General features: G+C 52.0%; 13 protein-coding genes. 2 read left to right on the plus strand and 11 right to left on the minus strand.

Features of this window, described 5'->3' with window-relative positions:
* Positions 1 to 49 precede the first annotated feature (49 nt).
* Together prfB and FCL45_RS08615 are read left to right on the plus strand one after the other, a co-directional pair.
* Positions 50 to 1160 (plus strand): peptide chain release factor 2 gene (gene prfB, locus FCL45_RS08610; RefSeq protein WP_136798171.1). Its coding sequence is split into 2 segments (ribosomal slippage): positions 50 to 133 and positions 135 to 1160, totalling 1110 coding nucleotides; the frame shifts between segments, so codons are not numbered across the junction.
* Between the two features lie 155 nt (positions 1161 to 1315).
* A complete protein-coding gene (locus tag FCL45_RS08615) occupies positions 1316 to 2623 on the plus strand; it encodes a (Fe-S)-binding protein (protein WP_136798172.1) in 1308 nt (435 codons plus the stop codon).
* A gap of 180 nt (positions 2624 to 2803) precedes the next feature.
* On the opposite strand, the gene FCL45_RS08620 is transcribed toward FCL45_RS08615, so the two are convergent.
* From FCL45_RS08620 to FCL45_RS08670, 11 genes are all read right to left on the minus strand, one after another.
* Entirely contained in the window at positions 2804 to 2998 is a 195-nt protein-coding gene (locus tag FCL45_RS08620) for a hypothetical protein (RefSeq protein WP_136798173.1), read from the minus strand.
* A 338-nt stretch (positions 2999 to 3336) separates the two neighbouring features.
* Entirely contained in the window at positions 3337 to 4452 is a 1116-nt protein-coding gene (gene ald, locus FCL45_RS08625) for an alanine dehydrogenase (RefSeq protein ID WP_136798174.1), read from the minus strand.
* A 104-nt stretch (positions 4453 to 4556) separates the two neighbouring features.
* Complete coding sequence (locus FCL45_RS08630; RefSeq protein ID WP_136798175.1) at positions 4557 to 5000, minus strand: Lrp/AsnC family transcriptional regulator; 444 nt, start codon at positions 4998 to 5000, stop codon at positions 4557 to 4559.
* A gap of 324 nt (positions 5001 to 5324) precedes the next feature.
* Positions 5325 to 5540, minus strand: coding sequence for a hypothetical protein (locus FCL45_RS08635; RefSeq protein WP_136798176.1), 216 nt, complete (start codon positions 5538 to 5540; stop codon positions 5325 to 5327).
* Between the two features lie 22 nt (positions 5541 to 5562).
* Positions 5563 to 6786: an NADH:ubiquinone reductase (Na(+)-transporting) subunit F gene (gene nqrF, locus FCL45_RS08640; RefSeq protein WP_136798177.1), complete on the minus strand. Its 1224-nt coding sequence runs from the start codon at positions 6784 to 6786 to the stop codon at positions 5563 to 5565.
* A gap of 134 nt (positions 6787 to 6920) precedes the next feature.
* Positions 6921 to 7532, minus strand: coding sequence for an NADH:ubiquinone reductase (Na(+)-transporting) subunit E (gene nqrE / locus FCL45_RS08645; RefSeq protein ID WP_419176225.1), 612 nt, complete (start codon positions 7530 to 7532; stop codon positions 6921 to 6923).
* Entirely contained in the window at positions 7529 to 8152 is a 624-nt protein-coding gene (locus FCL45_RS08650; protein ID WP_136798179.1) for an NADH:ubiquinone reductase (Na(+)-transporting) subunit D, read from the minus strand. The genes nqrE and FCL45_RS08650 overlap by 4 nt, the downstream gene beginning before the upstream one ends.
* Positions 8145 to 8927 carry a Na(+)-translocating NADH-quinone reductase subunit C gene (locus FCL45_RS08655; protein ID WP_136798180.1) on the minus strand — a complete coding sequence of 261 codons (783 nt, stop codon included), beginning with the start codon at positions 8925 to 8927 and terminating at the stop codon, positions 8145 to 8147. The genes FCL45_RS08650 and FCL45_RS08655 overlap by 8 nt, the downstream gene beginning before the upstream one ends.
* Positions 8920 to 10128 carry an NADH:ubiquinone reductase (Na(+)-transporting) subunit B gene (locus FCL45_RS08660; protein ID WP_136798181.1) on the minus strand — a complete coding sequence of 403 codons (1209 nt, stop codon included), beginning with the start codon at positions 10126 to 10128 and terminating at the stop codon, positions 8920 to 8922. The genes FCL45_RS08655 and FCL45_RS08660 overlap by 8 nt, the downstream gene beginning before the upstream one ends.
* Positions 10129 to 10156: 28 nt before the next feature.
* Positions 10157 to 11506, minus strand: coding sequence for a Na(+)-translocating NADH-quinone reductase subunit A (locus tag FCL45_RS08665; RefSeq protein ID WP_136798182.1), 1350 nt, complete (start codon positions 11504 to 11506; stop codon positions 10157 to 10159).
* Between the two features lies 1 nt (position 11507).
* Entirely contained in the window at positions 11508 to 12512 is a 1005-nt protein-coding gene (locus FCL45_RS08670) for an FAD:protein FMN transferase (RefSeq protein WP_136798183.1), read from the minus strand.
* Between the last annotated feature and the right edge of the window lie 246 nt (positions 12513 to 12758).

Consider the following 12758-nt stretch of genomic DNA (forward strand, 5'->3'; position numbering starts at 1 on the left):
GTATTGTGCATTGCAGTAATACAATAATTTACACGTTTGGATAGGAAATATGTCTATTGAAACAGGTGCTGGTGTTTCCAAGCAGATCATTACAGATCTCAAAGGCCGTCTCCTGGCCTTGAAGGAGCATCTTTGACTTACCTCGCAAAAGAGAAGAACTGGAAAAGCTGGAACGACTGACCATGGCGCCGGACTTCTGGAATGAGGCTGCTGTAGCCCAGAAAGTCCAGAAAGAGCATGGCCAGCTCCAGGATATTATTAAAGCCTGGGATGATCGCTGGGAGGAGTTGGAAGAAATCGAACTTCTCCTGGAAATGGCCACTGAAGAGGGTGATGCCGAATCGGAAGTTGAGGTCGCTGAAAGGCTCCGCGAAATGCAGGATGAAATTGCTGTTGCGGAGGTGGAGTGTATGTTCAGCGGTGAGCATGATGGCAATAACGCCATAGTTTCCATTCATGCCGGTGCCGGTGGTACTGAGGCACAGGACTGGGTGGATATCATGCTGCGCATGTACCTGCGCTGGGCTGAGGATAAAGGTATCAAAACTGATATTCTCGATTATCTGCCTGGTGATGAAGCTGGCGTGAAGGGTGTGACTATCATGTTCCAAGGGCGCAATGCCTATGGCTATCTGCGCTCTGAACTTGGCATTCACAGGCTGGTGCGGATTTCACCGTTTGACTCCAGCGGCAGGCGCCACACCTCCTTCGCCTCGGTAATGGTCATGCCCGAACTGGATGACAGTGTCGACGTGAATATCGAGGATAAGGATCTGCGCGTTGACACCTACCGGGCAAGCGGTGCCGGAGGTCAGCATGTGAACAAGACCGACTCCGCTATTCGCCTGACCCATTTGCCCACCGGTGTCGTAGTGCAATGCCAGAACGAACGCAGTCAGCATCGCAACAAGGATATGGCCATGAAAATGCTGGCGGCACGGCTTTATGAGCTTGAGAAGCAGAAGCAGGCCGAAGCCCAGGAAGGTTTGAGCGGCGACAAGAAGGATATTGCCTGGGGCAGCCAGATCCGATCCTATGTCCTGCAACCGTACCGGATGATCAAAGATCACAGAACCGAGCATGAAACAGGTAATGTGGACGCGGTTCTCGATGGCAATATTGATCAGTTCATTAAGGCCTATCTGCTCTGGAAGAAGTAGGAGCCGTTTGAGAAATACATTTTAGTCCTAAGCTGTTGAAGTCAAATTGATGCTCGTACTGTTCGTTAAAGGTATTGTTTCGCTTAATTTGTCTTCAGCGGCCCGATCTGAAAGAAAATCATATTTCTCCATCGGTCTCCTGAGTTTTTTGTCATTTGAGGTGTAGCATCAGTACAGGTAACAGCAATAACGCGCAGGCTGGGGAAAAAAGTTCGCGCTGCGCCAGGTGTGGGGCTTGCACCGTAGTTTGCCCCGTTTACAGGGCCAGTGGTGGCAAAGAATATTACTCCGGCCGCGGCAAAAAATATCTGCTCGAAGTAATGGGGGAGGAAACTCCCTCTCCCGTTTTCGAAGATATTTTTTCCAAATGTCTTCTTTGCGGGGCCTGTGTCGCAGCCTGTCCACGTGGGGTGGACGTGGTTGAAGAGGTGCGCGATGCCAGGAGTGACTTCACCAGAGGCTATGGCGAACATGGCTACCAGAAATTTCTGGCGGCTAAGGTGCTCGAAAAGCCTGAACTGCTCGGCGTCGTCCGTAGATTTGGCAGATCCTTTCACTCCCTTCTCAGTACAACTCTCCCCGCCGATAGTGGCTTACGGGTCAAGTTGGCCATGTTTGGCGGCGAACCCGTTTCTTTCGCCAATGAAAAAATAGCATCTTCCGCAGCTCCCATATCGACCAGTACCGGTATCGGTGAGCAACTGATCTATTTTCCCGGTTGCAGTGCAAGGTATCTCGCCCCGGAAGTTCTCGATGCGAGCCGTGAGCTGCTCGGCTCCCTCGGCTTTTCTGTCCATATTCCTGCAGGGCTGGTCTGTTGCGGGTTGGCCATCGATTCTATTGGTGAGCGGGAAAAAGCACGGCAACTGGCTAAAAAAAATATCGAAGCGCTGGAGCAACAGAACGGTAGGATCGTGGTCAGTTGCGGCTCCTGTTACGCTCATTTGCTGAGGTATAAGCAGCTGTTGGCAGGAGATAGCCCCTGGGCAGACCGTGCTGAAGAAGTCGCTGGGCGACTGGTGGAGCTGAGCCGGCTTCTTGACCTGACACTGGCGGAAAAGGGCCTGACATCAGAAAAAGATTCACCCGGACGTGTAGCGTCAAAAAAGAATCTGCGCGTTTTTTATCATGACCCCTGTCATTTGCGAAACGAGCTGGATATCACCCGGGAGCCCCGTAATGTTCTAAAACGCTTCTCAGCCCGGGTTGAACTTCTGGAATTGGCAGACGGGCCTCAGTGCTGTGGACAGGGAGGGTTGTTTCATCTGGGAGCGCCGGAACTCTCTGCGACTATTCGCGATGACCTGACGGTGAAAGTACTGGCCATGGAGCCGGACATCATCACCAGCAGCTGTTCCGGTTGCCTGATGCAGTGGAAATCTGCGCTGGCCGCAGCCTCTGTGGAATTACCGGTGCTGCATCTCTCAGAGCTTGTCTCGATGCTTTCTGGTCAGAAAGCTTGAGCGGCCCGAATATCCCCTGGGCCATATGCGCCATCCCGCTTCAATTTCAATGATCGGAGCGCGCGGGGAGTCTATCCTGATAATTATCTCCATTTAAAAAAAAGAAATACGCAGGCGCCTACTCATCCGGGCCTGCGTATTTGTGCCGGTATTGACCGGCCAACCTGATACTGCTCTGTATTAGTCGCCAACGGCAACTGCCATTTTAGCTCGAGCTAGAGGCGCATCTCCAAAGACTTCATGGGATCTCATGGAGCGCCCTTGTTTAAGGAGTTTAACAATGGGCCAGACGGCAAGAACAGTCAGAGGAAGAATGATTTGTAAGACAACGGGAAGGAACCAGAGTATTACGATGATTTCGGCTGGAAAATTCATACTACACCTCCTGTCAAGCACTTGATCTTGTGCTGAATTGATTGGCTTTGGTATGGGTGATCCGGAATCACAACGGGACTTCTCGTTTCGTATAGGTACAGTGTACGGGGTGCTCCTGACAAAATCCCCCCCACACAGTGGTTATGCAGCCTGTGAAAGTGGTTGAATACTCTGATTGCACAAGCTTACCGTTATGCAAGTATTCGGCAAGATAGTAGATTTTAAAAGTCGCAGTACCTAAAAAAAAAATGCAACCCGAAGGCTGCATTTTTGAAGGAGAGGTGGTTCGAAGATAAGTATCGCCCTGATCTTCGAACCGGCGAAAGGTCTCGTTCGTTTTAACCGAGAATTTCCTCAACTGGGGTGTAGTTGAGATTAAAGGCTTCGGCTACAGCCTTACAGGTGACCTTGCCGCGAACAACGTTGAGGCCTGGAGTGATCTCAGCATTGTCCTTGCAAGCCTGCTTCCAGCCCTTGTTGGCGATCTGAACCGCATAAGGGAGCGTGGCATTGGTGAGTGCGAGGGTGGAGGTTTTGGCGTAGGCACCGGGCATATTGGCTACGCAGTAATGGACGATGCCGTCCACCTCGTAGGTCGGTTCAGCATGGGTTGTTGCTTTTGAGGTCTCGAAACAACCACCCTGATCGATTGCTACATCCACCATTACTGAGCCTTTTTTCATAACCTGGAGCATGTCACGGGTGACCAGTTTGGGAGCCTTGGCGCCGGGAATAAGCACTGCACCGATGACCAGGTCTGCTTCAGCCAGCAGTTCGCGGAGTTTGGGCGTGCTGCTCATTACCGGGATGCAGTTGGCAGGCATGATGTCGCTCAGATAGCGGAGGCGGTCGAGATTGGTATCGAGCAGGTACACTTTTGCTCCAAGACCACAGGCCATCTTGGCTGCGTTGATACCGACAATACCACCGCCGATGACGACAACGGTGGCCGGCTCTACGCCGGGAACACCGCCAAGCAGAACACCGCGACCACCGTTCGGCATGGCAAGATGGTTTGCACCCTGCAGGGTTGCCATACGACCGGCCACTTCACTCATCGGGGTAAGCAGGGGCAGGGAACCGTCGGCTTTCTGAATGGTCTCATAGGCAATGTTGATAGAGTTGGCATTCATGAGCGCATGGGTCTGCTGCTCATCTGCAGCCAGATGCAGGTAGGTAAAGACGATCTGGCCGTCACGAATCAGCTCATACTCGGAGGGCTGAGGTTCCTTGACGTGCATGACCATGTCAGAGCTCTGATAAATTTCTGCGGGGGTGTTGACAATTTTTGCTCCTGCAGCGACATATCTCTCGTTGGGAAAACCGCTTCCGACACCAGCGTTGTTCTCTACGAGAACCTCATGGTTGTTGGCCACCATAACCTCAACGCCTGCCGGAGTCATTGCAACACGATTCTCCAGTACTTTGATTTCCTTTAGAATTCCAACAATCATGGCATTACTCCTTGAAAGTAATAATGAAAAAATGTTCCCGGTATGATCCCGCCCGGAGGAGAGGAGAAAGGGCGAAACCACACCAGGAATCCTGGTACCACTATTTAAAGGATATATGGAACCTTCAGGTTATATCCTTCGTACACGACAAAACTCTCAACAGTCTGAACATCATCTATCTTTGTTACCTGGCTGGTGACGAATTCGAGCAAGTTATATTCTTCATTAAGCAGTACCTGCAGAATGATATCGTATCTGCCTGTAACAATTCCTGCTGAAACCACGCCTTTGAGCTGGCTGAATTCCTGAGCCTTTTTCTGGAGCTCCATGCTTTTGAGTTTTACCCCAAGGTAGAGCAGGTTATGACCGGGCAGGGCGTCTACCCGGATATTGCCGGATATATCGAGGAGACCTTCTTCAATCAGCTTATTGACCCGACTGCGTACGGTATTCTCAGTGATGGAAAGATCAGTAGCGATCAGCTTGAAAGATTTACGGCCATCTTTGAGGTGTCGGATTATCTCGATGTTTGTCGCATCAAGTTTCATGGTGATCGTGTCCTTTATTATTACATTTATTCTGACCGGTATGTGCTTGCGCATCAAAAATCAGATATAGCTCCGATTGAGTATAATGTCAAAATAAAAGATCAATAATTGTAAAAACATAAATTTGGAATTTCCAATATTCGGATTACCTCATGCGTAAAAGGCTCGGGCACGTGTGGGAAAGATCTGGCTTTTCACTGCCCCTATACTATGAGATCAGGTTTTTTAAGGAGTCTATCGGGCGTAATACACCAGACTTTCGTTGAGGAGCAGTTAAGGGGGCACGCGCATTGTACTACGGATACTGCTTTGACCAATCTGTTGTCAGCTGCATTTCTCCTGCCCGGCCGGTCTTTTTACAGCCTCGGACGGCAGCAGTTGGCTGCATGAGCAGGCAGAAGCGGGGTCGCCGGTTTTATGGCATATGGCGGTGAGCGGGTGTTTGCGGGTACCGGCACGTTGCTTGGAAAAATTAATAATCAGTCCGGAGCATATAATAACCGTCAGGCTGATAATAAAAAGCAGAATAAACGTGGTCATAATTCAGATTCCATCATAGCGGTTAGCCGCCGAAATCATCAAATTTAATGTTTTCTCCCTCGACTCCGAGATCTTCAAGCATATTGATCACGGCGGCATTCATCATCGGCGGTCCGCAAATATAGTAGTGTATATCTTCAGGAGCCGGGTGGTCTTTGAGGTACTTTTCGTACAGTACATTGTGGATAAAGCCCACATCACCCTGCCATTTATCTTCGGGCAGCGGGTCGGAGAGCGCAAGGTGAAAGGAAAAATTATCGTTGTTTTTTTCTATCTCATAGAAATCCTCAAGGTAGAAACATTCCTTGAGGCTGCGTCCACCATACCAGTATGAGACTTTGCGATTGGTGTGGTGGGTCTTAAACAGATCGAAGACATGACTGCGGAGAGGGGCCATGCCCGCGCCGCCACCGATAATGATGACTTCTGATTGGGATTCATCCATAAAGAATTCACCAAAAGGACCGGAGATGGTTACCTCGTCACCGGCCTTGAGGTTGAATATATACGAGCTCACCTGACCCGGGGGAATGTCTTTCTTTGCTCCCGGCGGTGGACTGGCAATCCGCACGTTCAGCTTGATAACCCCTCTTTCACCGGGATAGTTGGCCATGGAGTAAGCCCTGGTAACCGGGGTATGGACATGGGACTTGTACTGGAACATCTGAAATTTGGTCCAGTCGCTCAGATATGATTCACCAATATCAAAGCTGGCGTAGGAGAGTGTATGCGGCGGTACTTCGATCTGGATATAGCCTCCGGCCTTGAAATCGACATTTTCGCCGGGGGGCAGTTCCAGTATCAGCTCCTTTATGAAAGTGGCAACGTTCTCATTTGAAACGACTTTACATTGCCATTTCCTGGCATCAAGCATGGAATTCGGCACTTCGATTTTCAAATCACGCTTCACTGGCACCTGGCAGGAGAGGCGCATCCCTTCGCGTTCTTCCCGTCGGTTGATCTTTCCTTTCTCTGTAGGAAGAATGGCGCCACCGCCTTCAGAGATAATGCATCGACACTGACCGCAGGTGCCACCGCCACCACAGGCAGAGGAGAGAATGATGCCGTTGTCGGCCAGGGTTGTGAGCAGTTTTCCTCCGGGTTTACCGGTAACAACCTTGTCCTCGTTTATGATGATGTTGATATCACCGCTGGGCAGCAGGGTTTTCTTGGTAATAACGATAAGCGTCACAAGTACCAGCTGGATGCCGAGAAAACAGAGTACGGCATAAAGAATCTCATTCATATTCTGCCTCCTATACCATGAACATAAGCATCATTTACAAAATGAAATGGCAGAACCGACGAGACATTGCTACTGGCTTTGTGCTGTGAAGGAGAGTCATTTTTGCACATAAATCTGCTCATGAGAAGTTCTGGTTAGAGTTGCATTCCTGCAAGGCCCATAAACGCAATGGCCATCAAACCTGCGGTGATAAAGGTCATCCCAAGGCCTTTCAGACCTGCGGGCGGGTCGGCATACTCACTGCGTTCACGAATTCCTGCCAGTACTACCACCGCCAGAAAAAAACCTGCTCCTGCGCCAATGCCGTAAGCGACGCTTTCACCAAAGGTGTAATCACGTTCGACCATGAAGAGTGAAGCACCGAGAATGGCGCAGTTGACGGTAAGCAGCGGCAGGAAGATGCCAAGGGTGTTGTAGAGTGCCGGTAAAAAACGGTCGAGCACCATTTCTAGTATCTGCACCACTGCGGCGATGATGGCGATGTAGGTGAGTAATCCCAGAAAGGTGAGGTCGATATCGGGTTGTCCGGCCCATGACAGGGCTCCTGGCTTGAGCAGAGTCGAGAGCACCAGGTTATTCAGGGGCACCGTGATGATCTGCAAAAAAAGAACAGCCGACCCGAGACCTATGGCGGTTTTTACCTGCTTGGAGATAGCAAGGAAGGTACACATGCCGAGGAAAAAGCTGAGCGGCAGGTTCTCAAGAAAGACTGAGCGGAAAATTATATCGAGATAGTGGCCCATTATTCAGTCTCCTGTTGATCCGGCAATGCTGTACGCACTGCCCAGATGATCAGTGCGACAAGGAAGAAAGCGCTGGCCGGCAGTACCAGCAGGCCGTTCGGGATATACCAGCCGCCATTGCTCACTGTTCTCATAATCTCGTAGCCGAACACCGAGCCGGACCCAAAAAGCTCGCGTATAAAGGCCACCAAGATCAGGATAAAGCTGTAGCCCAGCCCGTTGCCGACACCGTCCAGGAAAGAGGCCACCGGCGGATTGCTCATGGCGAACCCTTCAGCCCGACCCATGATGATGCAGTTGGTGATGATCAGCCCGACATAGATTGAAAGCTGTTTCGAGAGTTCGAAGACAAACGCTTTCAGGATCTGATCGACCAGTATAACCAGAGTGGCTATAACGGTGATCTGGATGCCGATACGAACCGAGTTCGGGATCTGGAAGCGCACTATGGAGATCGTCAGACTGGAGAAAGCAGTAACAAAGATTACACAGACCGACATCACGAAGGCGGTGGCCATCTGGCCGGTTACCGCCAACGCCGAACAGATACCGAGAATCAGCAGGGCGATAGGGTTACGCTTGAATATGGGAAATACGACCAGTTCGAGTTTTGATTCAGCCATTTGAATTGTCCTTTTTCTTCAGTTGGCTCAAAAATGGTTGGAAACCGTGATCTCCGAACCAGAATTTCAACAGATCCGAAACACCGTTGGAGGTGAGGGTGGCGCCGGAAAGGCCATCGATCTCATAGGCAGCATCGGCTGAAGTCTCGTCGATAGTGCCTTTGATGACTCTGATTGCAACATCTTCATCCTTGTACACCTTTTTCCCACCCCAGCGTTGCTGCCATCGGGGGTTTGAAACTTCGCCGCCCAGTCCCGGCGTCTCACCATGCTCATAGAAGGAGACTCCGCGGATAGTGTTCAGGTCGCTGTCTATGGCCACATAGGCATACATGGTGGACCAGAGCCCCTTACCCCGCACGGGCAACACTATCTGGGAGATGGCGTCGTTGTCCTTTATCACATAGACCAGGGAAATTTTTTCCTGGCGGCCAAGCTTGGCGAGATCTGCGTCGGGCTCAATCGGTCGGCCCAGATCGTTTGAAAGAGCGGCTCTTCGCTGGTTGTAGTTTTTGGGATCAAGCTGGTCTGCTTCAACAAACTCGCCGCTTTCAAGATCGACCAGCCGGGTCTCAACGTTGGCAAAGAGTTGGTCTATCGACTTCCCTTCCTCGAAGAGGCCCGCCGCATAAAGGATGTTTTTCTGGCGATCGAGCTGACGGTTGGCTTCCTGTCTGGGGCGCAACCCCACTGCCGCTCCTGCCACCAGGGCAGAACAGGCGAAGGCCAGGATAAGAACCGAATAAAATGGTTTGGCGGCTCGTATGTCAACCATGGCGGAGCCTCCTCCTCTTGATGTTGGCTTGCAGTACGAAATAATCAAAGAGCGGCGCAAAGACATTGCCCAGGATAATCGCCAGCATTGTCCCCTCTGGGTAGGCAGGGTTGGCAACGCGAATCAGTATGCAGAGGATACCGACCAGCCCGCCATAGAGCCATTGGCCGGTATTGGTGTGGGCCGCAGATACCGGGTCGGTGGCCATAAACACCATGCCGAAGGCGAAACTGCCCATCACCAGATGATAGTAAGGCGGGAGTGAATAGAGGGCATTAGCCGGACTATTATGGAACGAGAGCAGCACCGAGGCGATTATGCCACCGATCAGCATTGAGACAATGATCCTCCATGAAGCCACCCTGGTTACCAGCAGGATAACGGCCCCGAAAAGACAGGCGATGGCAGAGGTCTCACCCATGGAACCCGGAATATTGCCCATGAACATCTGCAGCCAGTCGATACCCATGGCCGAGGCGGGGGTGCCGGGTGCGGCAGCAGCGGCAGCGCCGAGGGGGGTCGCACCGGTGACGCCATCCACGGCGGTCCAGACCGCGTCGCCTGAGATCTGGGCCGGGTAGGCAAAATAGATAAAGGCGCGGGAGGCGAGGGCCGGGTTCATGAAGTTGCGACCCACCCCGCCGAATACCTCTTTGGCAAACACCAGCCCGAAGGTGATGCCTGTGGCCACCTGCCAGAGCGGGATGGTGGGCGGCAGTATCAAGGTGTAGAGCAGGCCGGTAACTAAAAACGCTTCTGAAAATTCATGGCCGCGGATAATGTTGAAGATACCCTCGACAATTGAGCCGACCACCATGGTGACGACATATATGGGCAGGAAGTAAAGAGCGCCATGAGCCAGGTTGGAGAAGGTGCTGGCAGGGTCGCAGCCGATCCCGGCCATCATTGCCCCCCGCCAGCCTTCAGGTGCCGCCAGGCCCAGCGAGGCGATTGCCTGGTTAGCCTGGTATCCTGTGTTCCAGAGCGCCATGATGACGCAGGGAAACAGCGCGACCAGCACCGTGGTCATGATCCTCTTCAGGTCCATTCCGTCCCGGACGTGGGGGGCGTTCCTGGTGGTAGTGTTGCTGCCGAAGAGAAAAGAGTCGAACGCTTCATAGAGCGGATACCAGCGGGCAAAACGTGCGCCCGGCTCGAAGTGTTGTCCCAACTCTTCCATTTTCTTGCTGAGTTTATTCATGTCTGCTCTTTATGATTGTCTGTTGTTCTCAGCCTTCGATTTCAATTGTGGTCAATACCTGGCGGAGGTTGGTACCGAACTCATTTTTTCCGGGACAGACAAAACTACATGGGGCTACGTCCTCCTCGATGAGTTCGAGGCACCCGAGCGCCTTCGACTTTTCTGTATCGCCCACCAGCAGGGCGCGCATCAGATAGGTGGGGATGATGTCCAGGGGCATCACGTCTTCATAAGTGCCTAAAGGATAAATAGCCCTATGGCCACCCCAGACGGCGGTGTTCATGTCTAGCTTCAGCAACTTGTTCATGGCGGAGGTGAAAACGGGTTTGACCGAAAATTTAGTGGCACCCGGCAGTGCCCAGTTGAGCAGGCTTCTGCCGCTGTTATCGGGCAATACGCTTACCTGATTGTGATACCGGCCGAGGTAGGCGTGGTGCTCATTGACGTTGCGGCCGCTGAGCACAGAGCCTGAAATGATGCGCATTGTGTCATTTCTCAATTCTCCGGCGCAGAGATCGTGCAGGTTTGTACCTAACCGTGTGGTTACAAGTGACGGATTCCTCACTCCAGGTCCGGCGAGTGAGATGGTACGTTCCGTCATCAACGTGCCGGTCCGAAACAGGTAGCCGATAGCGATGACATCCTGATAGCCGATGTGCCAGACGGTTTTTTTCTCATGGACCGGATCGATGAAATGGATATGGGTGGAAGCCAGTCCTGCAGGGTGGGGTCCTGTGAAGGTCCAGTAATTGAAGTTTTCTTGCTTTTCACCGATGCCGAGTTCACGGTCTGCTGAGCAGTAGTGAACCGGCACTTCCAACAGCCGGTCGAGCAGATCAAGGCCCATTTTGTAATCCTCGGCATGGGCCGAAATGATGAGTTCCGGTGGTGGTGCCAAAGGCTCGCTATCGATTGCGGTGATAAAAAGGGAAGCGGGCAGGGTATCAATTTCAGGGATTTTGCCGTAGGGCCTGGTACGGAAGGATGCCCAGAGCCCTGATTCGGCAAGAACTTCCCTGATGGCCTCTGCCGAGAGGTTTTCCACGGGCTGGCCAGGGTTATCCATGAACGATATCGCCTCATCGCCCATCAGTTCGATCACCAGGGATTCGAATTTCCTTTTGGCTCCGCGATTTATAGCCACCACTTTGCCGCAGCCGGGTGCTACATACCTTTGTCCCTGTGATTTCTTGTTGGTGAAAAGCAGTTGCCCGGTTTTAACCATGTCGCCGACCTGCACCTCCATGGTCGGCTTCATGCCAACGCTGTCGTCTCCTATCAGGGCAACACGGCGGCTTTCTGCTCCTTTGCGGATTGTGGGCTCCGGGGCACCGCTGATGGGTAGGTTGAGTCCTTTTTTGATGATTATATGTTCCATATCAGCTGAAAAATCCTGAAGAGTGAGAGTTTCTCTGCTGCTTATCGATGAGATATCCTTCACAGCCGTCAAGCGATTCCAGTAGCTCCAGCCCTGTATCACGACCAAGAGCCATGACTGCGGTGGCGAGACCGTCTGCGAGGCCAACCGTCGGGGCCGTGATGGTGCAGCTGGCCAGGTCCGGAGAAGAAAAACCGGTCCGGGGATCTAATATATGATGATTGCGAAAATCAGCGGTGTAGGGTTGGAAGTAATCTCCGGAGGTGGCCACCGCCCGGTTGATCACCTTCACTGAAACGGGCTCCATTGGTTGCTCTATCCTTGGGTTACGTATGCCGATTCTCCAGGGGCTGCCGTCCGGTTTGGCGCCGGCCACCATCAGGTCGCCACCGGCATCTACACAGACATTGTGAAATCCGGCCGCTTTTAAAGCCGCCACCCCCTGATCGACGATATATCCTTTGCCTATGCCATCCAGGGTGATCCCCATGCCGGTTTTCTGGAATTGTACAGATGAGGCGTTTGCTGCCAGGTAGCGATACCCCGTTGCTGTCCTGGCCTGGGTGATGGCTCCGCTACTATCGGCATATTTGCCTGCAAATTCAGAGTGAGCATTCATCACCGGCAGAATCGTCACGTCAAAAGCACCGTCGCTTCGTTCACTGAGGCCAGCCGAGAGGCCAAGCAGTTCGAGCAAATCCTTGTCGGGGCTGTCGAGACGGCCAGTGGAATTCAGGGTAGCCACCTGGCTGGTCGGCATATGCCGGCTCAGTATTGCCTCAAGCCCTTTCATCCTGCTTATGGTCCGATCAATGGCAGCCTCACAGGCATCACGGTCTTTCCCGTAAACGGTCAGGTTGAGATAGGTACCCATGATCGGCTGACTGCGCCTGGCGACCTGGAGCCTGGCATCTCCGGTAAACAGCCCAAGCTGCCAACACCCACCCGCTGCGCCGGCGACGGCGACTATTTGCAGGAAAGTCCGCCTGGTTATCTTTTTTTTCATTCTTCCTCACCTGTTTTTTTCAACATTTTCATGGGCGCAGTGCACAGCTTTGATGAGCGCTGCTATGAATGAAATCAAATGTGTTGAGGGGGTGCCCAATGGTTTGAATGGGCTGACAAAATTTGCTGACTCATCGAAATATTAAAAAAAAATATAATAAACTATAACGGGAATGCGAAAGTGAATCAATCTCATTTGGGAATAAGATTGGTAATCTTTTGTATCTGAAAATCTTTGAGAAAACCC

Origin of the sequence: Desulfosediminicola ganghwensis (assembly GCF_005116675.2) — a bacterium.
GTDB lineage: Bacteria > Desulfobacterota > Desulfobulbia > Desulfobulbales > Desulfocapsaceae > Desulfopila > Desulfopila ganghwensis.